Origin of the sequence: Pseudomonas sp. PS02290, assembly GCF_029960075.1 — a bacterium.
In the GTDB taxonomy this organism is placed as follows: Bacteria; Pseudomonadota; Gammaproteobacteria; order Pseudomonadales; family Pseudomonadaceae; genus Aquipseudomonas.
Genome location: NZ_JASCOY010000022.1, coordinates 1 through 22,301, shown reverse-complemented (window position 1 = coordinate 22,301; position 22,301 = coordinate 1). Strand labels below are relative to the sequence as shown.

The window sequence follows — 22,301 nt, the reverse complement described above, 5'->3', positions numbered from 1 at the left end:
AGCCTCAAGCCTCAAGCCTCAAGCCGTAAGCCTCAAGCTAGATGTGCTGCGGCTTCTGCTTGTAGCTTGCCGCTTGAAGCTTGCAACTCGCGTCAGTCGAGCATAAACAGCGCATCGTTGCTGAACTGCGCTTCGAACCGCGTCGCCGGCATGGGGCGGCCGAACAGGTAGCCCTGCACTTCATCGCAGTCGTGTTCACGCAGAAACTCCAGCTGCTCGTGGGTTTCCACGCCCTCGGCAATCACCGACAGATTGAGGCTATGGGCCATGGCGATGATTGCCCGGGCGATTTGCGCGTCCTGTTCGCCGGACGGCAGGCCATCGACGAACGTGCGATCAATCTTCAACACGTCGATGGGGAACTGCTTCAGGTAATTCAGCGACGAGTAGCCGGTGCCGAAGTCATCGACTGCGATGCTCAGGCCCAGCCGCTTGAGCCCGGCCAGAATCTGCATGGCTTCGCTCACCTCACGCATCAGGATGCTCTCGGTCAATTCCAGCTCGAGGCAGGCGGGCGGCAGGCCGATTTCCTGCAGAATACCGGCGATGCGCGTGCCCAACTGGCCGTCCGAAAACTGCCGTGCAGAAATGTTGACCGACACCTTCGGCACGCGGACACGCGCCAGATGCCACTCGCGCAACTGGCGGCACGCCTCCTTGAGCACCCACTCGCCGACCTCGACCACCAGCCCGAGCTCCTCGAGCACCGGGATGAATTCCACCGGCGGCACCAGGCCGCGACGCGGGTGACGCCATCGCAGCAAGGCCTCGGCGCCGGTCAGACGTTTGCCGTCGCCACTGAACTGCGGTTGGTAATACAGCGTGAACTCGCCCTGCTCCAGGGCATGGCGCAGGTCACTTTCCAGCTCCAGACGCTCAAGGGCGGTGGCGTTCATGTCGGCCTGATAAAACTGGAAGTTGTTCTTGCCGCGTTCCTTGGCGTGGTACATCGCCGTGTCGGCGTTCTTCATCAACTGGCTGAGTTCGTTACCATCCTGCGGGCTCAGCGCGATGCCGATACTGGCCGTGACGAAGAACTCGCGGCCCTCCAGCACGAAGGGTTTCACCAGGCTGGCAAGAATCTGTTCGGCCACATGAATCGCCCGGTTCAGCGCGGCCTGTTGGGTGGGGCGAGGTTGCAGCAGCAGGGTGAATTCGTCGCCGCCCATGCGCGCAACAGTGTCGTCTTCGTCGACGCATCCAAGCAGGCGCAAGGCCATTTCCTTGAGCATGCGGTCGCCGGCGGCGTGGCCCAACGAGTCGTTGATCGGCTTGAAGCGATCGAGGTCGAGGAACATCAACACCACCCACGTGTGTTGACGCTCGGCATGTTGCAACGCGCTGTGCAAACGGTCCTGAAACAGCGTGCGGTTGGGTAGATGCGTCAGTGCGTCGTAATAAGCCAGCCGATGGATGCGCTGCTCGCTCGCCTTGCGTTCGCTGATGTCGCTGAAGAAGCACACGTAGCTGGCCAGGTCGCCTTCATCGTCGAGCACGGCGGTAATCCCGACCCATGCCGGGTAATGCTCGCCGTCGCGACGCTTGAGCCACAATTCACCCTCCCAACTGCCGCGCTGGCTCAGCTGTTTGAGGATGTAACCCAGGTGCGCTGCCTGCTGATTTTCGACGGTCAGCATCATCGGCAGTTGATCCAGCACCTGCGACACGGCGTAGCCACTGACCCGCGTAAAGGCGTCGTTGGCCTGCACGATATAACCCGCAGGGTCAGTGATCAGAATGGCCGACGTCGAGTGTTCGAATACCGTGGCCGCCATGCGCAGGTCTTTTTCGGCGCGCCGCTGCTGACTGACATCACGTGCTACGCCCAGAACGCCTTCAAAAGTTCCGGATTCATCCCACACCAGAACCAGACGCAGCTCCACAGGAATCTTGCGGCCATCCGCGCGCAGGCAATCGAACAGGAACAATTGCGTAGGGATCTCGCTGCGCAGGTCCGCCAGCGCGTCGGGCTTTTTCAGCGCTTTACTGATCCGCTGCAGCAGCGCATAAAAGCCGGTGAGCTGCTGCGGGTTGGCGATGATCGCCTTCCAGCCATTCTGCAGAATCCACTCGGCGCTGTAACCCAGCACCGTATTGACCGAGGGGCTGATGTAGTTGGCTAGCAAAAGGCGATCGGTCGAGAAAATGACGTCGCTGATGCTCTCTGCCAGCATCCGGTAACGCTGCTCGCTTTCGCGCAGGGACTGGCTGGCGTCCACTTGATCGGTGATGTCCTTGGCGACGCCGACAATGCGTCGGATCTGACCGTCACTGTCCGCCGCCAGCGCCTGTTCACGGATCTCGAAACGACGCCAGTCGCCGCGTCGGGTGCGGAACCGCAGCTGGCACTGGATCAGGTCGCTGCGGCCATGCTCGGTGCGTACAAGGCGCAACTGCTCATACGCACCGATATCGTCCGGGTGCAGCAGCGTTTCCCAGAAAAGCTCGCCCATCTCATCCAGCTCGGCCGCCTCATAGCCCAGGGCGAGGCCCAGGTTATGGTTGCTGTAAATGATCCGCCGCGTCACCGCATCCAGAACGCAAAGATAATCCGGGACGGTACGCACGACATCCGACCAGAACTGCTCCCGCTCCTGCAGCGACAGCTCGGCCTGCTTGCGGTTGGTGAAATCGCTGATGCTGAGAATGACGGCATTCAAGTCTTCGAGCTGCTCGGGCAGGCGCATGACCAGCCACACGTGTTGGTCACCGCCCTGCGCACCAGGGAGCAGAATTTCGAGCTCCAGCTGACGTTGCCCGTCGAGGACGGCCTGGAGTATCTGCAGACCGATGCCGTTTCGGGCGCGAGGGCAGCCTTCGATCAGTTGCTGCCAGACATGCTGTGCCGATTCTGCGCGCAACAGTTGAGCGGCGACCTGATTGACCTCGGTGATGCGCAACTGCTGAAGCAGGCCGCTGATTTGCTCGGGCTGGCTGATCAGGCGCGCGTTCAGTTCTTCGCCGCTGTTCACTTGCAGGTGCCTGAGATGAGCCGGCAGACCGGAGAGGTCCAGTACGCATAGCGCAACGCCGGTGCCTTCAAATATGTCTTTGTAGCGGCGACGGCTTTGATGCAACTGAAGTTGCCGGCGGCGCAGGCTGCGCAGCGCAAACAACGGAATGATGGAACAGAACAGGGCGAGCAGGCATTTCCCGATCAGCGGGAAGAGCAGCGTCTGGCGGGCTTTCTGCGGGTCGAACAAGCCGCGCAGTTGCCAGTCGCTGTGGGCCAGGGGTTGCAGCAGCACTGTCTGCAATTGACGCTCGGTGGACTGATCGGCATCAAGCAGGTTTTTGTAGAGGGGGCGGCGATTGCTGATGTCTTCCAACAGCCAGACGGGCTGGTAATCCAGATCGCTCTGGCGGGTCAGGGATTTCAGTAGTTCAGGTCTAAGCCGCAGCGCCCAGTAGCGTTCATTGCCAGCGCCGGGCTGACGGATGAACAGATAGAACGTCGCTGCCCCCGGGTCGTTGGCATAAAAGTGTGGGTGACCCTGAATGACCGAATGCATCTGGGTCAAAAAGCCTACGTCACGGGTCTCGCCATCGCTGTCGGCGGTGACATTCCCATCGCTGTCGAGCCAGACCAGGCTTTTCACTGCTGGCATGGACTGACGCAGACTCGCCAGCACTGCCGCTGATTCGTCTGCGGATTGCGAAGGGTCGCGTGCTCCGTCCAGCACATTCAGCGCGACCTGCGCGTTGAGGGCCATGTTCAGGCTCAACCGGTCGGCGAGCTGCACGCTGTAGTCGATGCTGCGCTTGTGCTGACGTTCCTGAGACTGCTGGAACTGTTCGATCATCTGCCATAACAACAGCATCAACATCATCAGGACCAGGACCGCGAGCGCACCTCTGAGCACGCCTCGCAAAGGCACGGTCGTTGCGCTATCGGATGGGCGCAGGGGTGAGATGGGGGTCGGTTTGAGCAAACTGTGATCCTGACTACTGGACTGAATCAACATGTGCGAGACGCACTATAAGCCCGGTGCGCAAAAGGCGGCTAGCATGCCACCGAGCTGTGGCTAAGTGCCAGCGCTAATGGGCCGGACGGTTTGCCCTGTTGCGTGCATTCGGGTAGCTTTGCGCCACGCGCGACGCGCCGGTTTCTGCACGGCATGCTTGCATGATTCAAAAGGCCTGCAAGCATTGCTCCAGCTTTAATACCGGCCCTCGGAAGTTTGTCCCTGCCGCGCCGGTCTGGCTCTGATCAATTCAAGGCCCGGAATCGCGCTACGGCAAGTTGCGGCGCGAAGATAAACGCATTTTTTCCGACGCAGCACCAAGCTCGCGCCTTTATTCACAGTCTCACTCCAGGTTTTCATTCCATGGCTCAATACGTCTTTACCATGCATCGGCTGAGCAAAGTTGTTCCGCCGAAGCGGGAAATCCTGAAAAACATCTCCCTCTCGTTTTTCCCCGGCGCCAAGATCGGCGTCCTCGGCCTCAACGGTTCGGGGAAATCCACGCTGCTGAAAATCATGGCCGGCGTTGACACCGAGTTTGACGGCGAAGCGCGCCCGATGCCTGAGCTGAACATCGGCTACTTGCCGCAGGAGCCGCAGCTCGACCCGACCAAGACCGTACGTGAAGTGGTCGAAGAAGCGGTCAGCGTTATTAAGGACGCTCAAACGCGTCTGGACGAAGTCTATGCCGCTTACGCCGAGCCGGACGCTGATTTCGACAAGCTGGCGGCCGAACAGGCCAAGCTCGAGTCGATCCTGCAGGCCAGCGATGGCCACAACCTTGAGCGTCAGCTGGAAGTCGCCGCCGATGCGCTGCGTCTGCCAGCCTGGGATGCCAAGGTCGAACACCTGTCCGGTGGTGAGAAACGCCGCGTGGCTCTGTGCCGCCTGTTGCTGTCCGCCCCCGACATGCTGCTGCTCGACGAACCGACCAACCACCTGGACGCCGATTCCGTCGCCTGGCTCGAGCATTTCCTGCACGATTTCCCGGGCACCGTGGTTGCGATCACCCACGACCGGTACTTCCTCGACAACGTCGCCGGCTGGATTCTGGAACTCGACCGCGGCGCCGGCATTCCGTACGAAGGCAACTATTCCGGCTGGCTTGAAGCCAAGTCCGACCGTCTGGCGGCCGAATCCAAGCAGCAGTCGGCCCATGAAAAGGCCATGAAAGAAGAGCTCGAGTGGGTTCGTAAAGGTGCCAAGGCGCGGCAGTCTAAATCCAAGGCCCGTCTGCAACGCTTCGAAGAGCTTCAGTCTCAGGAATTCCAGAAGCGCAGCGAAACCAACGAGATCTACATCCCGGCCGGTCCGCGTCTGGGCGACAAGGTCATCGAATTCAAAAACGTCACCAAGGGCTACGGCGATCGCGTGCTGATCGACAACCTGTCGTTCTCCATGCCTAAAGGCGCCATCGTGGGTGTGATCGGCGGTAACGGCGCCGGTAAATCGACACTGTTCCGCATGCTGATGGGTAAGGAGCAACCCGACTCTGGCTCCATCGAAGTCGGCGAGACCGTGCAACTGGCGTGCGTCGATCAGAGCCGCGACGATCTGGACGGCAGCAAGACCGTGTTCGCGCAGATTTCCGACGGTTCCGATCAGATCAAGATCGGCAACTACGAAATCCCTTCGCGCACCTATGTCGGCCGTTTCAACTTCAAGGGCGGCGATCAGCAGAAGTTCGTGAAGGACCTGTCTGGCGGTGAGCGCGGTCGTCTGCACCTGGCGCTGACGTTGAAGGAGGGTGGCAACGTCCTGCTGCTCGACGAACCGTCAAACGACCTCGACGTTGAAACCCTGCGTTCCCTCGAAGAAGCCCTGTTGGACTTCCCGGGCGCCGCCATTGTGATCTCTCACGATCGGTGGTTCCTTGACCGCGTGGCGACTCACATCCTCGCGTACGAAGACGATTCCCAAGCCGTGTTCTTCGAAGGCAACTACACCGAATACGAAGCCGATCGCAAGAAACGCCTCGGCGATGCAGCCGCTCAGCCGCACCGCGTGCGTCACAAGAAACTGGCCTGATTCGGGTTAATGGCATAAAAAACGGAGCCTTCGGGCTCCGTTTTTTGTGTCTGGCTGATTGTCAGTCGAGTGAGTCAGTCGCCAGCCTCAATGCGTATGACCTCAATGACTGCATCGCCGACCGGCCGCTGCCAGGTGACTTCGTCTCCGACCTTGGCGCCCAGCAATGCCTTGCCCAGCGGCGACGCCCAGTTGATCAATTGACTGCCCGCATCGGCCTGATCCTCGCCGACCAACTGCACGCGTTGTTCGACATTGTCCTCGTCGGCAAAAGTTACCCAGCTGCCAATCTGAACCTTGTCATCTGACGCGCTGCTGACCACTTGGGCGCTCTGCAGGCGCTGGTTGAAATAACGCAGGTCGCGTTCGATTTCGGCCATGCGCTGTTTGTCTGCCTCATCACCTTGGGCGTTCTGTTCGCTGTATTGCGCTTGCAGTTGCTCAACCTGATCATGCAATTGATGGAGGCCGCGCTGGGTGACGTAATTGGTCTGGACGCTGATCTGCCGTTCAACCGGCGGGTCGATTTGGGCGGCGGCGTGGTCTTCGTTGACGAAGGCGCGACTCATGGCGGGGCTCCTGTTCATGGCTTAGTCACATTGGGCCATGGTGGGTGCCCGATAGTTTCACCCGTTATGCAGACGCAACTGGCGTTCAATGAGAGCGGTAGGCTTTGGCGGCGTCCTGGGTCCTTTGATGGTCCCAGTCGCGGTCGCGGTCATTCCAGATGCTGTCGCGGCCCTGATCCTGAACATTGCTGTTGGCAAGTTGGGCCTGGCACTGACGAAATCCGTCTGACCAGCCTTGTGCGTACAAGGTGTCACGCAGATAGCGAGGCACGTCCTTTTTGAATTGCCCTTTGATCACGTCGATGGACTGCCGCCCGCTTCCGCACCCATCCTGAAAACCGTCAGCGAATGCCGGTGGGTAACCTTCGGCCAATAGCTGGTCGTGGGTAGACTGACATCCGGCGACAACGACAACGCACCACAGCACAACCCATCGCGCATTCATTTTGATTTCCTCACTGCTTGAGAAAAGTTTAGAAGCGCTTCTGTGAGTTATTGGTAAAAACGCTGTAGGAAATCCATTAACCGATGCTCGGTCACGCGCAATAAGTTCCCCCTTTTTCACCCCGCGACGACGTATTGAAAAAACTTCCGGTAATTTTTCTATGAGCGGGCCGCGCTGATTCAAGGTTGTTAAACTGTCGCGCTGCGCAAAACCGTTTAGGAAGATTGATGAACCTCAGAACGATTCTGATCCTCGGCGCACTCAGCGCCTTTGGCCCGTTGGCCATCGACTTTTACCTGCCAGGTTTCCCGGCCATCGCTTTGGCATTCGGCACGGACGAGAAACACGTTCAGCTGACCCTGGCTTCTTATTTCCTCGGCCTGAGCATCGGCCAACTCGCCTACGGCCCGATTGCCGATCGCTTCGGCCGTCGGATCCCGCTGTTGTTTGGCGTCGGCTTGTTCACCCTCGCATCGCTGGCGTGCGCCCTGGCGCCTTCTCTTGAATGGCTGATTGCTGCCCGCTTTGTACAGGCGTTGGGGGGATGTGCCGGTATGGTGCTGTCGCGGGCGATCGTCAGCGACAAATGCTCACCGGTTGACTCGGCCAAGGTGTTCTCGCAATTGATGCTGGTCATGGGCCTGGCGCCGATTCTGGCCCCGATGCTCGGCGGGCTGTTGGTCAACGTCGTGGGTTGGCAGGCCATCTTCCTGACCTTGACGGTGTTCAGCGCACTCACTGCAGTGGCGGTTTTCAGGGGCTTGCCGGAAAGCATGCCGGCCGGCCATCCGCGACTGCCCCTCTCGGGCGCGCTCGGGTCGTACTGGAACCTGCTGGGCGACCGGATCTTTCTGGGCCACGCGCTCACTGGCGGCATCGCGATGGCCGGGATGTTTTCCTACATCGCAGGTTCTCCCTTCGTTTTCATCAAGCTCTACGGCGTCCCGGCGGAACACTACGGCTGGTTGTTCGGCATCAACGCTGCCGGGTTCATCCTCATCGCCCAGGTGAACGCTCGACTCGTCGGGCGCTATGGTCCGGCATGGTTGCTGTCGCGGACTGTCTGGATCTATCTCGCTGCCGCCCTTGTGCTGCTGACCATCGCCTCCCTGCACACCGAAAAGCTGTGGCCGCTGCTGATTCCGCTGTTCATCTATATCGCCAGCCTCGGCTGCATCATTCCCAACGCTTCGGCGTGCGCGATGAGTGGGCAGGGCAAACGTGCGGGCAGCGCGTCGGCCTTGTTGGGGTGCTTGCAGTTCAGTGTCGCTGCGGGCGCGGCAGCGCTGGTGGGCGTACTGCATGACGGAACGGCCGTGCCAATGGCGACCGTTATTACGCTGTGCGGCGTTCTGGCTGTGACGCTTTCGGTTGTTACACGCCGGGCGCAGCAGAAGCGAGATGCGCTGACTCCCCACGCGGATGTGCGGATCTAATCGACGTCGGCAACGTTAACGCGTTGCCGATATTCACCGGGTTTAAGGCGTACCTGTACAAGCATGTTCAGCCTGTTGAAAAGAGCGTGTTATATACAGCCGTTTACTACTTCGGAATTGGAAACTTCTTACAGCGGTTAAAAACTCTTAACTTGGTCTCGTGCTGGATCGAGAGAACTTCACTTCTGGCACGTCCCTTGAGCAGCTTATTTTCTTGAAGTCCTCAGGAGTTTTCAGTGTAGGCAATCGCCCTGGCGCCGAATTCACGAACGGCTACTGTCCGCGCAAATGCCCGTCCTTCAAGGGGCTACGGCTATCCGGCTGAGTCTGCGTAGCATGGGGTCTGCCGGATTGTGCTGAACATTTGCCAATACGGCCCACAAACAAAGGGCTAAGCAATGGACAAGTTGATCCGCCGATCGGCCGCAGGTCTTATACTAAGCGCCGTCATGGATCCGATTTAATTCTTGTCATCTATCTGTATTGCTCGGGCGAAACTATCTGTATGACCTGCAAGTTCCAGTAATTAGAGTTTGTATGACGTGATTTAAATCAATGTCTGCTTTCGCCGTAAACACCGATGATGGTTCACCACAGCAATGGCCCGGCGCTTTCAATTGATTACGCCCGTGATTACGCGCCAAGCCACACCAGGCCAAGCCAACGCTTCGACCTGCGCACCGGTGCCGGGCCGCTTAGATAATGTTCAACAGGGAGTGAAGACATGGAATATGTACCTTGCATCAGCCAGATCGCTGCATTGCTCGCCGACCCTAAACGCAGCGCGATCGTGTGGGCGCTGATGGACGGAACATCGCGGGCGGCCAATGAGGTAGCCTCGCTAGTGGGTCTTTCCACTTCTTCTGCCGGTGCACACCTGGCGCGCCTTGCCGCTGGCGGATTGCTGCGCCATGAAGTCCGCGCCCGCAAACGGTATTTCAGGCTGGCCGCTCCGGAAGTCCGGACTGCGGTCCAGGCGCTGGTCAGTGCGTCCATGGTCAGCGCGGATCTGATCAGCCGCAGCATGGCGCAACCGTTGCCGCCCCTTCCGTTGTGCCGCGCCAGTGTCTGCGCGGATCATCTTGGCGGCGAAATGGGTGCGGAGCTGTATTTGAGGATGCTGGGCGCGGGCTGGATCGAACAATCCGAACACCGGCTGGAAGTCACCAGCGTCGGCATCTCGCGCTTTGCCGAACGGGGGATTTTCATTCCCGCGCTGGCCCACAGACGACGCGAAGCCGTGTGCGCCTGTGTTGACTGTCATGAAAGCAGCCCACACCTCGGCGGCGCATTGGGGGCCGGGCTTTTGCAGTTGTTTATGCAGCTGGGTTGGCTGAGGACGACCGAGGAGGCGTCCACGTTGCAGGTCTCATCCAATGGTCAGCGAGAAATCAGCAAAATCGCCTCGGCGGCGTGATGCTCCCAGAGGGAGCTGGGCGTGTGGAGCAGAGCATCCACACGCGGTTGCTGGTCAAGGGGCGTGTTTGATCAGGGCTTGATCAGACGGGCATCGAGGCTGTTTTGCGCCAGACGTCTGGCCTGATCCTGGGTCATGCCCAGATGGGTGTGCAGCGCGTGGAAGTTCTCGGTCACGTAGCCACCGAAGTACGCCGGGTCATCGGAGTTGACGGTCACTTTCACGCCGCGCTCAAGCATGTCGAGAATGTTGTGCTGACCCATGTGCTCGAAAACGCAGAGCTTGGTGTTGGAAAGCGGGCAGACCGTCAGGGGGATTTGCTCATCGATGATGCGCTGCATCAGGCGCTCGTCCTCGATGGCGCGCACGCCGTGATCGATACGCTGGATCTTCAGCAAATCCAGTGCTTCCCAGATGTACTCCGGCGGACCTTCTTCACCTGCGTGGGCAACGGTCAGGAAGCCCTCACCGCGAGCACGGTCGAAGACGCGCTTGAACTTGCTCGGCGGATGGCCCATTTCCGAGCTGTCCAGGCCGACGGCGACGAAGGTGTCGCGGTAGGGCAGGGCCATGTCGAGGGTCTTCTGCGCTTCGTCTTCGCTCAAATGGCGCAGGAAGCTCAGGATCAGGCCACTGCCGATGCCGAGTTTTTCCTTGCCGTCTTTCAAGGCGCCGGCGATGCCGTTAAGCACGACTTCAAAAGGAATACCGCGGTCGGTGTGGGTCTGAGGGTCGAAGAACGGTTCGGTGTGAATGACGTTCTGCGCCTTGCAGCGCTCCAGGTAAGCCCAGGTCAGGTCGTAAAAGTCCTGCTCGGTACGCAGCACGTCGGCGCCGCGGTAATACAGGTCGAGAAACTCCTGCAGATTATTGAACGCGTAGGCCTTGCGCAGGGTTTCGACGTCCGCCCAGGGCAGGGCGATCTTGTTGCGCTCAGCCAGAGCGAACAACAGTTCCGGCTCTAGCGAGCCCTCCAGATGCAGGTGCAGTTCTGCCTTGGGCAGGGCGTCCAACCAGTCGTACATGGGCTTTGTCTCGTAAGGTGCAATGGCGGGCATTCTACAGAGTCAGACGCGCGGGCTGAATAAAACCTGACCGGACGGTTCACACGCTGCTTTGGCTTGCATTGCCACCGGTCCTGGCAGCGAGGCCCAGCAGTCGCAGGCGTTTTCGGTGTCTGAATATCCGGAACACAGACCGGTAAATGGCAATTTGTTGCGGTGGCGCGACGATGTGTCGCGACCCGCTGCTACCCTGTCTTGAAACCTTTGTTTACATCGATACTCTCAAGCGCTTCAGTAAATTTCACTTCATGGATGTGCGGCCAGGGTCGCAAGGGGCTAAAAGGCAGCGATGGGCACGATTCTCAAGCAGGAAAAGTTTCTACTACTGGCGGTCATTGCGACCTTTTTCGCGTACTTCTACGAGCACCAATTGCTCAGCAACGGAAACACCGTCGCGCTGATAGCGGGTATCGCCCTGGTGGGCTTCATCATCTGCGCCTCGCTGCGGGTGGCTCACCACGCCGAACTGTTGGCGGAGAAGGTCGGTGATCCCTACGGCACGATGATTCTGACGCTGTCAGCGGTGCTGGTCGAGGTCGTGATTCTGGCGATCATGATGAGCAACGAACCTTCACCTACGCTGGTACGGGACACCATCTACTCGGCTGTGATGCTCGACATCAACGGGATTCTGGGTCTCGCCGCATTGATGGGCGGCCTCAAGCACGGTGAACAGTCCTACAACGATGACTCCGCGCGGTCTTACAGCGTGATGATTCTGACTGCCATGGCGGTGTCGATGGTGGTGCCTGAATTCATTCCGGAAGGGAAGTGGAAGCTGTATTCGGCTTTCACCATCGGCGCGATGATTCTGCTTTATGCACTGTTCCTGCGAATGCAGGTCGGGCCGCACAGCTACTTCTTCAGCTACAGCTACCCGGACAAGAAGCGCCGCAAGGGTGAGGCCGAGGAAGCGCACGAGCCAGTCAACCTGACGCGCTCGATCGCGACGCTGGTCTTCGGTGTGGTGGTTATTGGCGCGTTGGCCGAGGTCATGTCGAAAACCGTTGATCTGGGTCTTGAAGGCAGCGGCGCGCCGCCTGTCATGACGGCGATTCTGGTGGCGGCCATTTCGGCAGCGCCGGAGATCCTGACCGCACTGCGAGCCGCGCTGGCCAACCGCATGCAGTCGGTGGTCAACATCGCCCTCGGTGCCTCGTTGTCGACGGTGATCCTGACCGTACCTGTCATGGAAGGCATGGCGCTATACAGCGGCCAGGCGTTCCAGATGGCGATGACGCCGGTGCAGACCGTGATGATTTTCGTCACCCTGCTGGTCTGCGCCATCAACCTCAACGACGGCGAGACCAACGCCATCGAAGGCATGACGCATTTCGTGCTGTTTGCCACCTTCATCATGCTGTCGTTGATGGGGCTATAACCTGGGTTCGCTTTAACCCGGCAGCGGGGGAGTCGGCAGTTTTACTTCCCCACTGCTGTAATGGCCCATCAGCCCCTGATCAATTCCGCAGCCGCTTGGCGATGATCTGCAATCAGCCCCTTCAGATCGAGCCCTTCGACCTGACCGTCAATCACCCGCCATTTGCCGCCGATCATCACCTGATCTGCGCGATCAGCGCCGCACAGCAGCAACGCTGAAATCGGATCGTGACTGCCGGAGAAGCGCAACTCGTCCAGCTTGAACAGCGCCAGATCAGCCTGTTTACCCACGGCCAACTCGCCGATGTCATGCCGGCCCAGCAATTGCGCCGAGCCCTTGGTCGCCCAGCCTAACGCCAGCTCCGGCGTGATTTTTTCCGCCCCGTAGCGCAACCGCTGCAGGTACAACGCCTGCTTGGCTTCAAGCATCATGTTCGAGGCGTCATTTGACGCAGAACCGTCGACCCCCAGACCGATCGGCGCGCCAGCGGCAAGCAGGTCCAGCGTGGGGCAGATGCCTGACGCGAGGCGCATGTTCGAACTCGGACAATGACAGACTCCGGCGCCCGCCCGGCCGAGGCGCGTGATCTCTTCGCTGTTGAAATGAATGCCGTGGGCCAGCCAGGTACGAGGGCCGAGCCAGCCGACGCTGTCCAGATAATCCACCGTGCGCAGGCCGAAGCGCTGCAGGCAGAAGTCCTCTTCGTCGAGAGTCTCAGCCAGATGCGTGTGCAGACGCACGTCGTGTTTTTCGGCAAGGTCCGCGCTTTCGGCCATGATCTCGGTCGTCACCGAAAACGGCGAGCACGGCGCCAGCGCGATCTGAATCTGGGCGCCGTCACCCCGCTCATGATAGGTCTCGATCAGCCGCACGCTGTCATCGAGAATCACATGGCCCTGCTGGACGGTTTGCTGGGGTGGCAGGCCGCCGTCTGCCTCGCCCAGGGTCATCGAACCCCGCGTCAGCATTGCGCGCATGCCCAGCTCGCGAACACTTTCCACCTGCACATCGATGGCGTCTTCCAGACCCTGCGGGAACAAATAATGGTGGTCGGCGGCGGTGGTGCAGCCCGACAGCAGCAACTCGGTCAGGGCGACCTTACTGGCCAGTGCGAGTTTTTCCGGCGTTAGCCGCGCCCACACCGGGTACAGGGTTTTCAGCCAGGGGAACAACGGCTGATTGACCACCGGGCCCCAGGCGCGGGTCAGGGTTTGATAGAAGTGGTGGTGCGTGTTGATCAGGCCGGGGAGCAGGACATGCTCGCGTGCATCGAATACGTGATCGCAAGGCTGTGTAGGCTGTTGTCCCAGCGGGAGCATCTCAACGATAACCCCGCCTTCGACCACCAGGCCGCCGCGAGCATCGAGATCATTGGCCGTGAAAACGGCAAGGGGATTTTTCAACCAGGTACGGATCGCGGGCATTGGCCGGCTCCTCTGAAAGTGGGTTCAGGTCGCCAGCTCAGTGTTGCCCTGTCTGCTGATCCAGGGTCGCCGCAGCATCGAACGCGCTGCGAGGCGAGGGCGGATTCTAGAGTGTTGCGGCGGGTGTGGGCAAGTCACGACAGCTCATACTGCCGCGACTTGCATCGCGATCACCAGGGAATCGTCTCACCCTTGTAGTTCACAAAGTGGTGACCACCTTTCCCTGCAAATCGCTCAAGCTGCTCGACAATCCCGCGCACGCTGGTTTCGACGTCGATGTCAGCGCCTTCACCGCCCATCGCCGTACGGACCCAACCCGGATGCATCGACAGCACGGTGGGGTTGTTCTCGCCCAGCTGCGTCACGAAAGTATTGGTCATTGAGTTCAGCGCGGCTTTGCTGGCTTTGTACAACGCCATCTCCGGCGCGTCCGGCATGGTGACGCTGCCGAGCACCGAGCTCATGAACGCGATCACGCCAGTCTCGGAACGGATCTGGTCGACGAAGCGTTTGGCCAGTCGGATCGGCGCGACAGCGTTGGTGAGAAACAGCTGACCCAGTTCGCCAGCGGTGGCGTCGGTGGGGTTGGGATGCATCGGGCCCATCACGCCGGCGTTGACGAACAGCAGGTCATACGTCTGGCCCTTGAGGTTGTGGGTGAGCACTTCGAGGGACGATTGCTCATCGATGTCCAGTGTCTGCAACTGGACATTCGGCAGTGCTTTCAGCTCGTCGGCCTTCTGGGCATCGCGGACAGTGGCGGTGACTGCCCAGCCGAGTTCCGCGAGACGTTTCACCAGCCCAAGGCCAAGGCCGCGCGAAGCGCCGATGATCAGGGCTGTTTTAGGGGTGGACATTGAAATGACTCCTGTACAGACAAACGAAAAATTTCACTCAATGGGTGGACATCGCCACGTGTCGAGAATTTTGTTTCCTGAAGCGTTGTGTTGCCGCGAGGCGCATAAGTTAGCGGCAGAGGATGGCAGAGGCTGACGACATATGTGAGGGGACGTTTCCGATATGAATGTCAGGCTAACAGGATGGCGCACGCTCAATCCTGCCACGATGTGTGTCTGTATAAAAAACATCCAGCTCACCCAACACTCCGTGGATTCAGCAGCCCGCGAAGGCTTGCACGGGTTATCCACAGAATGCTCCACAGCTAATGTGGGTAGTTGTGGATTGGTAATGGAAGCCGCTCGAAAGGAGTGCCACGTTGGCATAAATGGCGCTAACGTCCTGTTTTATCGCTGGATTTACCCACAGCACAGTGTTTTGGCTAAAAAGTGATCAACCTCCGCAAAGCCATATGGATCAAGGCCTGCGGCTGGGTATGCTCAGCTTGTCCACAGGCGGATGCACAGTAGATGTGGGCAAACGCCACAGCCGGTTACAGCTGTCGCGTTCGCTCGCAGGACCGGCTTTAGCGAGGAAGGCGTCGATATGTCCGTGGGTTGATTACTGCGGCGGCTGCAACACGATTCGTCCGCGACTGATGTCGGAAAGCTGGCGCTGAAGGGTTTCAATCTGCTCGGGAGCCAGGGCAATCGAGAGCGTGACACCGTTGGCGTTGAAGCGCTCTTCCTCCACAAGACCGTTTAGCTCGGCCACTCGCAGCTTTATCAGCACCAGCTCGCTGAAGCTGCATTCGAATTGCAGCGACACGCGATTGATTAGCGGCACTCGATCGGCCTGCTGCAGGCATTTGTTGGCGCCTCCGCCATAGGCCCTCGCCAGCCCGCCGGTGCCCAGTTGAATCCCGCCATACCAGCGAATGACGAGCACGACGACCCGATCAAAATCCTGGGCATCAATGGCTGCGAGTATCGGTCGTCCCGCGGTGCCGCCTGGTTCGCCGTCGTCGTTGCTGCGGTACTGCGCGCCCAGCTTCCAGGCCCAGCAATTGTGCGTGGCGTCGAGATCACTGTGTTGCTCGATAAACGCTTGAGCATCGGCAGGCGTGTCGATGGGCGCTGCGAGAGTTATAAAGCGGCTCTTGCGAATCTCTTCTCGAAACTCGCAGGGGCCGGTGAGCGTAGAAGGCATTGAAGTTCCAGACTGCGTTTGGCTTTCAGGGAGTTATAACGTGGGGGTGAGTCCGCACCCTTTGAGAATGATCCGGACCAGGTTATCCCCAGCGACTTCCATGTCTTGCTTGGTCAGCCGCGAACGGCCGGTCACTTGGCAGATTTGCGTGGCGAAATCAGCGTAATGCTGAGTGCTGCCCCACAGCAGAAAGATAAGATGCACCGGATCGACCGGGTCCATCTTTCCTGCATCGATCCAGGCCTGGAAGACCGCGGCACGCCCTTGAAACCATTCGCGATAGTCCTGACTGAAATACTGGTTCAGGCATTCGCCGCCACTGATGATCTCCATGGCAAAGATGCGCGAGGCTTGTGGCTGGCGCCGCGAGAATTCCATCTTCGCGCGGATGTAGTGCGTCAGCGCCTGTGCCGGGTCGTCCTCTGCGCTCAGGTTGTTAAACGTGCTGTCCCACAACTCGATAATGTTGCTCAGCACCGCGATGTACAGACCCAGCTTGTTGGTGAAGTAATAGTGCAAGTTGGCTTTAGGCAGCCCGGCATTTTGCGCGATCGTGTTCATGCTGGTGCCTTTGAAGCCATGGCGAGCGAACTCGTCTTCGGCCGCCTTCAAGATCGCTTCTTCGTTTTTCTGACGAATACGGCTGGCCGGTTTGGTGGCGCTGGGGCTGTGAGCGGGGACTTCGAGGGTCATGTGCGGTTCCAGACGGATCATTGGGTGCGACGCGGTGAACAGATAGCGCACCCGCGAGGATCCGACAAGCGTTGCCCTCGTAAATCAGTGCTCAAATGATTCCGTTGTCTGTTCTTTGGCTTCGTTCGTCTCGCTTGTTTGCTTGCCTTCCGGGAGTAGCAGGCACATTACGATGGCCGTCAGTCCGCCGCTGGTGATTGCCGAGTCAAACAGGCTCTGTACCAATTGAGGCAAATGATGCAGCAGCGTCGGTTGCGCCGCGATACCCAGCCCTACTCCGAAAGAGGTAGCGATGATCAACATGCTGCGGCGGTCCAGCGGCGCTTGGGCAAGAATCCGCACCCCCGCCGCCGCCACGCTGCCGAACATCACCAATGTCGCACCGCCAAGCACAGGTTTCGGAATCTGCTGAAGAATCGCACCGATCACCGGGAACAGTCCGAGCAGAAACAGGATTGCTCCGATGTAGAGACCGACATAACGGCTGGCCACGCCAGTGAGCTGAATCACACCGTTATTCTGCGCGAATGTGGTGTTCGGGAATGCGCTGAACGTCGCCGCGATCATGCAACTGACGCCGTCGCCCAACACACCGCCCTTCAGCCGGGCAATATAGCTTGGGCCTTTGATGGGTTCGCGGGAGAGCATGCAGTTGGCGGTAAGGTCGCCGACGGTTTCGATGCTGCTGATCAGATAAATCAGCGCGACTGGTAGGAAAGCGGCCCAGTCGAAACTGAATCCGAACCGGAAGGGCACAGGGATGCTGACCAGCGCAACGTCGGCGATGGAGTGAGGTACGAGTTTTCCACTGAACCACGCTGCGATGCTGCCGACCGCGAGCCCGATGATGATGGCCGAGAGGCGCAACCAGGGCGCGCTCGAACGGTTGAGCACAATGATCACTGCCAACACGAATACGCCGAGGGCCAGATTGACCGGCTCGCCGAAGTCCGGAGCGTTAAAGCCGCCACCTAGATCGGTCACCCCGACCTTGATCAAGCTGACGCCGATCAGCGTGATGACGATGCCGGTTACCAGTGGCGTGATCACTCGACGCAACTGGCCGATGAAACGGCTGAGCACAATCTGCACAACGGCGCCGAAGAAACACACACCGAACACCATGGCCATGATGTCCTCCGGGCTGCCACCGCGCTGCTTGACCATGAAGCCTGCCGACAGCACTGCCCCGAGAAACGCGAAACTGGTGCCTTGCAGGCAAATCATGCCGGCGCCGATACCGAACGGTCGTCGCGCCTGAATGAACGTACCCACCCCCGACACCATCAACGCCATACTGATCAGATAAGGCATGTACGCGCCGAGCCCGAGCGCCGATCCGATAATCAGTGGCGGCGTGATAATGCCGACGAATGCGGCGAGGACATGCTGGATTGCCGCAAGGATGGCAGGCCCGGGGCGCGGCCGGTCATTGAGGCCGTAGATGAGGTCGTTATTGTCTGGCGCTTCATGCTGCATGCTGGCTCTCGATTTTTGTGTGGGCTTCGACATCCAGCCTTACTGCAAAAACCTGTCCAACTGATCAGATACCTGTTTACCGATTCGCTGTACATGCCCGTTTATCAAGGGGCTGGACGAATATGGCGGCCGTTTGACTGCGTGTTAGTGAGGTGCCGACGTACTCGGCCGGCCTCATCGTGTGGCAGCCAGACTCTCCAGAAAACTTTCCAGCACCAAATGGGGGCGGCGCCCTTTGCGCGTGACGGTTACAAGGCTCACGTCGTAAAACCGCGTCTTGGGTTTCAGCGCGCGCAGCCGACCCTGTTGCACCCAGAGGCTGGCGTAATGGTCGGGCAGATAGCCGATGTAACGCCCCGTCAGAATCAGAAACGCCATACCCTCCCGGTCCGACGCGCTCGCGGTGCATTTCAGCGCCTGATAGTGGGCCTGGATTTCACCGGGCAGACGAAACGTCGGCGCGATGGTCTCCTGCGCTGATAATCGATCGTCATCCAGCTGCGCGTCGTCGACGTAAAACAACGGGTGGCCGACGGCGCAGTACAGCAGCGAACGTTCGCTATACAGCGGCTGATATTCCAGTCCCGACAAGGCGCTGGCCTGAGGTACTACGCCGACATGCAAGCTGCCGTCGAGCACGCCCTGCTCGACTTCGTTGGGCGCAATCATGCGGATATTGATGTGCACGTCCGGGCCGCGTTCTTTCAGTTGGGAAAGCGCGTGGGTGATCCGCATGTGGGGGAGGGTGACCAGATTGTCCGTCAGCCCTATGTTCAGCTCGCCGCGCAGGTGTCGGTGAAGACCATTTACTTCCGTACGAAAACTCTCGAGGGCGCTCAATAACTGCAGCGAGGACTGGTAGACCTCGCGGCCTTCCTCTGTAAGCGAAAACCCCGCACGACCCCGTTGGCAAAGACGCAGTCCAAGGCGCTGCTCCAGATCGCTCATCTGCTGGCTGATGGCGGAGCGACCAATACCCAGCGCGCTTTCTGCTGCCGAAAAGCCCCCGGACTCGACGACGCTGCGAAAAATGCGCAACAGACGGATATCAAAATCGCTAACTTGCGCCAGAGGATCATTACGGCGGGTGCTCATAGTTTAGTAACCAGTCAACTGAAGATCGTAAAAGCAGGGTTTTTCGGACTTTATGCCCGTGGCACTTTAGCTGCAACCGGCCCTGCTCCTGCTCGTACATTCGCCAGGAAATCAGGCCACCCACGCCCAGTGAGGTTAATTCCGATGAATATGCCCGAATCGTCCGACATGTCTCTGGCGAGCCAGCTCAAACTAGACGCCCACTGGATGCCTTACACGGCGAACCGAAACTTCCATCGCGATCCACGGCTGATCGTCGCCGCCGAAGGCAGCTATCTCACGGACGACAAGGGCCGCAAGATATATGACGGTCTGTCGGGGCTTTGGACCTGTGGCGCGGGGCATACGCGCAAGGAGATCCAGGAAGCGGTTTCCCGGCAGTTGGGTACGCTGGACTACTCGCCCGGGTTCCAGTTCGGACACCCGCTGTCCTTCCAGCTGGCTGAAAAGATCACCGATCTGACACCCGGCAAGCTGAATCACGTCTTCTATACCGACTCTGGATCGGAGTGCGCTGACACTGCGGTCAAGATGGTGCGGGCTTACTGGCGTTTGAAAGGTCAGGCCACCAAAACCAAGATGATCGGCCGCGCCCGTGGTTATCACGGCGTGAACATCGCGGGCACCAGCCTGGGTGGCGTCAACGGCAACCGCAAGATGTTCGGGCAACTGATGGACGTCGATCATCTCCCTCATACCTTGCTTGCCAGCAACGCCTATTCACGGGGCATGCCGGAGCAGGGCGGCATTGCGCTGGCCGACGAGATGCTCAAGCTGATCGAATTGCACGACGCTTCGAACATTGCAGCAGTCATCGTCGAGCCCATGGCAGGCTCTGCTGGCGTGATTGTTCCGCCGCAGGGGTATCTCAAGCGTCTTCGCGAAATCTGTGATCAGCACAATATTCTGCTGATCTTCGATGAGGTCATCACCGGCTTCGGCCGTACCGGCTCAATGTTCGGCGCCGACAGCTTCGGCGTGACGCCGGACCTGATGTGCATCGCCAAGCAAATCACCAACGGCGCGATCCCGATGGGGGCCGTGATAGCCAGCACCGAGATTTACCAGACGTTCATGAATCAGCCGACGCCCGAGTACGCTGTGGAGTTTCCCCATGGCTACACCTATTCAGCACATCCCGTTGCCTGCGCCGCCGGCCTTGCCGCGCTGGAAATCATTCAGCGCGAGAACCTGGTGCAGCAGGTCGCCGAAACCGCGCCCCATTTCGAAGGCTATTTGCACGCGTTGAAGGGCAGCAAGAATGTCGTCGATATTCGCAATTACGGTCTTGCCGGCGCCATTCAGATTGCGCCGCGCGACGGCGACGCCATCGTGCGTCCCTTTGAAACGGCCATGAAGCTGTGGAAGGCCGGTTTCTACGTGCGCTTCGGCGGCGACACTCTGCAATTCGGACCGACCTTCAATAGCAAGGCCGAGGACCTTGATCGCATGTTTGATGCAGTGGGTCAGGCCCTCAATCAAATCGACTGATCCCCTTTCCAGGTTTGCAGGCGCTCCTTTGGTGGCGCCTGCGGACTGATATTGTCCGGAGTTACGCATGAGCACCATCCAACACCTGATACATGGCGAGCGGGTCAGCGAAAACGGCCGCAGTGCAGATGTATTCAACCCTTCGACTGGCAAGGCCATCCGCACTGTACCCCTCGCCAGTCGCGAAACTGTTCAACAAGCGATTGACTCTGCCAAGACCGCTTTCCCCGCATGGCGCAGTACACCGCCTGCCAAACGCGCGCAGGTCATGTTCCGCTTCAAGCAGTTGCTGGAACAGAACGAAGGACGTATTGCCCGGCTGATCAGCGAAGAGCACGGCAAAACCCTTGAAGACGCGGCGGGAGAACTAAAGCGCGGTATCGAAAACGTCGAATATGCCTGTGCGGCGCCTGAAATTCTTAAGGGCGAGTACAGTCGCAACGTCGGACCGAACATCGATGCGTGGTCTGACTTTCAGCCGCTCGGCGTAGTGGCGGGCATCACCCCGTTCAACTTCCCCGCCATGGTTCCGCTGTGGATGTATCCGTTGGCGATCGCCTGTGGCAACTGTTTCATACTCAAACCTTCCGAGCGCGATCCAAGCTCAACGCTGTTGATAGCAGAGTTGCTCCATGAAGCCGGATTGCCGAAGGGTGTACTTAATGTCGTGCACGGCGACAAGGTAGCGGTTGATGCGCTGATCGAAGCCCCTGAAGTCAAAGCGTTGAGTTTCGTCGGCTCAACCCCGATCGCTGAGTACATCTATAAGGAAGCCACCGCACGGGGTAAGCGGGTACAGGCATTGGGTGGCGCGAAGAATCACGCAGTGCTCATGCCCGACGCGGACCTGGATAACGCCGTAAGCGCAATGATGGGGGCGGCCTATGGTTCGTGCGGCGAGCGCTGCATGGCGATTTCGGTTGCGGTGTGCGTGGGTGACCAGGTCGCCGATGCGCTGGTGGCGAGGCTGGTGCCGCAAATCAACGGATTGAAGATCGGCGCCGGGACTTCCAGCGGTCTCGATATGGGACCTCTGGTCACCGGGCAGCATCGTGACAAAGTCAGCAGCTATATAGAAGACGGTGTAGGTGCGGGGGCGAAGCTGGTGGTGGACGGTCGTGGGCTCACGGTTCCCGGGCACGAAGAGGGGTTCTTCCTGGGTGGATGCCTGTTCGACCACGTCACGGCCGAGATGCGTATCTATAAAGAAGAGATATTCGGTCCGGTGCTGTGCATCGTTCGTGTGGATAGCCTCGAGCACGCAATGCAGTTGATCAACGATCATGAATACGGCAATGGCACCTGCATCTTCACCCGCGATGGCGAGGCAGCCCGGCTGTTCTGCGACGAGATCGAGGTGGGTATGGTTGGGGTAAACGTTCCGCTGCCTGTACCTGTGGCTTATCACAGCTTTGGCGGCTGGAAGCGGTCGCTGTTTGGCGACCTGCACGCTTACGGCCCGGATGGTGTTCGCTTCTATACCCGTCGCAAAGCCATTACACAGCGATGGCCGCAACGTGCCAGTCATGAAGCTTCGCAGTTCGCGTTCCCAAGTCTTTAAAACTCAGGGCGGGCAAGTCCTCAAACTTGTCCACCCCGTCAGCTATTTTTGACCGATATGGCAGTTTCATTAAATTAGGGGTTGACGCCCCTCTGGATCTGTCTATAATTCGCCCCACTTCCGGCGCAGACGAAACGGAAAACTCCTTGATAATCAACGAGTTGGACGAAGTAAGCAGCGAGGAATGCTTCGGTTCAGATGCTTGAA

At 59.2% G+C, this 22,301-nt stretch carries 16 protein-coding genes; 6 read left to right on the top strand and 10 right to left on the bottom strand.

The features are described from left to right. Positions 1-92: 92 nt before the first annotated feature. A complete protein-coding gene (locus tag QMX88_RS12490) occupies positions 93-3,914 on the bottom strand; it encodes a sensor domain-containing protein (RefSeq protein ID WP_442969451.1) in 3,822 nt (1,273 codons plus the stop codon). A 414-nt stretch (positions 3,915-4,328) separates the two neighbouring features. Here QMX88_RS12490 and ettA point away from each other — a divergent pair, with 414 nt between their 5' ends. Continuing rightward, positions 4,329-5,993 (top strand): energy-dependent translational throttle protein EttA, encoded by a 1,665-nt coding sequence (ettA, locus tag QMX88_RS12485; protein ID WP_192173249.1) that lies wholly within the window; start codon positions 4,329-4,331, stop codon positions 5,991-5,993. Positions 5,994-6,067: 74 nt separating this feature from the next. Here ettA and QMX88_RS12480 read toward each other — a convergent pair whose 3' ends face one another. Further along, on the bottom strand, positions 6,068-6,562 hold the full coding sequence (locus QMX88_RS12480) for a GreA/GreB family elongation factor (RefSeq protein ID WP_282369671.1): 495 nt from the start codon (positions 6,560-6,562) through the stop codon (positions 6,068-6,070). Between the two features lie 85 nt (positions 6,563-6,647). Next, positions 6,648-7,007: a hypothetical protein gene (locus tag QMX88_RS12475; protein ID WP_282369669.1), complete on the bottom strand. Its 360-nt coding sequence runs from the start codon at positions 7,005-7,007 to the stop codon at positions 6,648-6,650. 227 nt (positions 7,008-7,234) lie between these two features. On the opposite strand from QMX88_RS12475, the gene QMX88_RS12470 reads away from it, so the two are divergent. Both QMX88_RS12470 and QMX88_RS12465 read left to right on the top strand, forming a co-directional pair. Next, positions 7,235-8,443 (top strand): Bcr/CflA family multidrug efflux MFS transporter, encoded by a 1,209-nt coding sequence (locus QMX88_RS12470; RefSeq protein ID WP_282369668.1) that lies wholly within the window; start codon positions 7,235-7,237, stop codon positions 8,441-8,443. A gap of 724 nt (positions 8,444-9,167) precedes the next feature. Continuing rightward, entirely contained in the window at positions 9,168-9,860 is a 693-nt protein-coding gene (locus tag QMX88_RS12465) for an ArsR/SmtB family transcription factor (protein WP_192173246.1), read from the top strand. Between the two features lie 71 nt (positions 9,861-9,931). On the opposite strand, the gene QMX88_RS12460 is transcribed toward QMX88_RS12465, so the two are convergent. Further along, a complete protein-coding gene (locus QMX88_RS12460) occupies positions 9,932-10,885 on the bottom strand; it encodes an adenosine deaminase (RefSeq protein WP_282369667.1) in 954 nt (317 codons plus the stop codon). Between the two features lie 328 nt (positions 10,886-11,213). Between QMX88_RS12460 and QMX88_RS12455 the strand changes: the two genes are divergently transcribed. Beyond that, a complete protein-coding gene (locus tag QMX88_RS12455; RefSeq protein WP_282369664.1) occupies positions 11,214-12,305 on the top strand; it encodes a calcium:proton antiporter in 1,092 nt (363 codons plus the stop codon). A gap of 68 nt (positions 12,306-12,373) precedes the next feature. On the opposite strand, the gene QMX88_RS12450 is transcribed toward QMX88_RS12455, so the two are convergent. From QMX88_RS12450 to QMX88_RS12425, 6 genes are all read right to left on the bottom strand, one after another. Beyond that, entirely contained in the window at positions 12,374-13,729 is a 1,356-nt protein-coding gene (locus QMX88_RS12450) for an 8-oxoguanine deaminase (RefSeq protein WP_282369662.1), read from the bottom strand. A gap of 170 nt (positions 13,730-13,899) precedes the next feature. Further along, positions 13,900-14,586, bottom strand: a complete 687-nt coding sequence (locus tag QMX88_RS12445) for an SDR family oxidoreductase (RefSeq protein ID WP_282369661.1) — start codon at positions 14,584-14,586, stop codon at positions 13,900-13,902. A 601-nt stretch (positions 14,587-15,187) separates the two neighbouring features. Continuing rightward, positions 15,188-15,775: an IMPACT family protein gene (locus QMX88_RS12440; protein ID WP_282369660.1), complete on the bottom strand. Its 588-nt coding sequence runs from the start codon at positions 15,773-15,775 to the stop codon at positions 15,188-15,190. A gap of 33 nt (positions 15,776-15,808) precedes the next feature. Then, positions 15,809-16,468: a TetR/AcrR family transcriptional regulator gene (locus tag QMX88_RS12435; protein WP_192173240.1), complete on the bottom strand. Its 660-nt coding sequence runs from the start codon at positions 16,466-16,468 to the stop codon at positions 15,809-15,811. Positions 16,469-16,552: 84 nt separating this feature from the next. Next, a complete protein-coding gene (locus QMX88_RS12430) occupies positions 16,553-17,947 on the bottom strand; it encodes a uracil-xanthine permease family protein (RefSeq protein WP_282369657.1) in 1,395 nt (464 codons plus the stop codon). A 174-nt stretch (positions 17,948-18,121) separates the two neighbouring features. After that, a complete protein-coding gene (locus QMX88_RS12425; RefSeq protein WP_192173238.1) occupies positions 18,122-19,042 on the bottom strand; it encodes a LysR family transcriptional regulator in 921 nt (306 codons plus the stop codon). Positions 19,043-19,186: 144 nt separating this feature from the next. Between QMX88_RS12425 and QMX88_RS12420 the strand changes: the two genes are divergently transcribed. Both QMX88_RS12420 and QMX88_RS12415 read left to right on the top strand, forming a co-directional pair. Further along, positions 19,187-20,533, top strand: a complete 1,347-nt coding sequence (locus QMX88_RS12420) for an aspartate aminotransferase family protein (protein WP_282369652.1) — start codon at positions 19,187-19,189, stop codon at positions 20,531-20,533. Between the two features lie 67 nt (positions 20,534-20,600). Further along, entirely contained in the window at positions 20,601-22,094 is a 1,494-nt protein-coding gene (locus QMX88_RS12415) for a CoA-acylating methylmalonate-semialdehyde dehydrogenase (protein ID WP_282369651.1), read from the top strand. Positions 22,095-22,301: the final 207 nt, after the last annotated feature.

Excerpts from the sequence above, each read along its gene's own strand:
- QMX88_RS12450 (WP_282369662.1), bottom strand. The coding sequence starts at position 13,729 with ATGCCCGCGATCCGTACCTGGTTGAAAAATCCCCTTGCCGTTTTCACG.
- QMX88_RS12475 (WP_282369669.1), bottom strand. The coding sequence starts at position 7,007 with ATGAATGCGCGATGGGTTGTGCTGTGGTGCGTTGTCGTTGTCGCCGGA.
- QMX88_RS12435 (WP_192173240.1), bottom strand. The coding sequence starts at position 16,468 with ATGACCCTCGAAGTCCCCGCTCACAGCCCCAGCGCCACCAAACCGGCC.
- QMX88_RS12465 (WP_192173246.1), top strand. The coding sequence starts at position 9,168 with ATGGAATATGTACCTTGCATCAGCCAGATCGCTGCATTGCTCGCCGAC.
- QMX88_RS12430 (WP_282369657.1), bottom strand. The coding sequence starts at position 17,947 with ATGCAGCATGAAGCGCCAGACAATAACGACCTCATCTACGGCCTCAAT.
- QMX88_RS12425 (WP_192173238.1), bottom strand. The coding sequence starts at position 19,042 with ATGAGCACCCGCCGTAATGATCCTCTGGCGCAAGTTAGCGATTTTGAT.
- QMX88_RS12480 (WP_282369671.1), bottom strand. The coding sequence starts at position 6,562 with ATGAGTCGCGCCTTCGTCAACGAAGACCACGCCGCCGCCCAAATCGAC.
- ettA (WP_192173249.1), top strand. The coding sequence starts at position 4,329 with ATGGCTCAATACGTCTTTACCATGCATCGGCTGAGCAAAGTTGTTCCG.
- QMX88_RS12420 (WP_282369652.1), top strand. The coding sequence starts at position 19,187 with ATGAATATGCCCGAATCGTCCGACATGTCTCTGGCGAGCCAGCTCAAA.
- QMX88_RS12445 (WP_282369661.1), bottom strand. The coding sequence starts at position 14,586 with ATGTCCACCCCTAAAACAGCCCTGATCATCGGCGCTTCGCGCGGCCTT.
- QMX88_RS12460 (WP_282369667.1), bottom strand. The coding sequence starts at position 10,885 with ATGTACGACTGGTTGGACGCCCTGCCCAAGGCAGAACTGCACCTGCAT.
- QMX88_RS12415 (WP_282369651.1), top strand. The coding sequence starts at position 20,601 with ATGAGCACCATCCAACACCTGATACATGGCGAGCGGGTCAGCGAAAAC.
- QMX88_RS12440 (WP_282369660.1), bottom strand. The coding sequence starts at position 15,775 with ATGCCTTCTACGCTCACCGGCCCCTGCGAGTTTCGAGAAGAGATTCGC.
- QMX88_RS12470 (WP_282369668.1), top strand. The coding sequence starts at position 7,235 with ATGAACCTCAGAACGATTCTGATCCTCGGCGCACTCAGCGCCTTTGGC.
- QMX88_RS12455 (WP_282369664.1), top strand. The coding sequence starts at position 11,214 with ATGGGCACGATTCTCAAGCAGGAAAAGTTTCTACTACTGGCGGTCATT.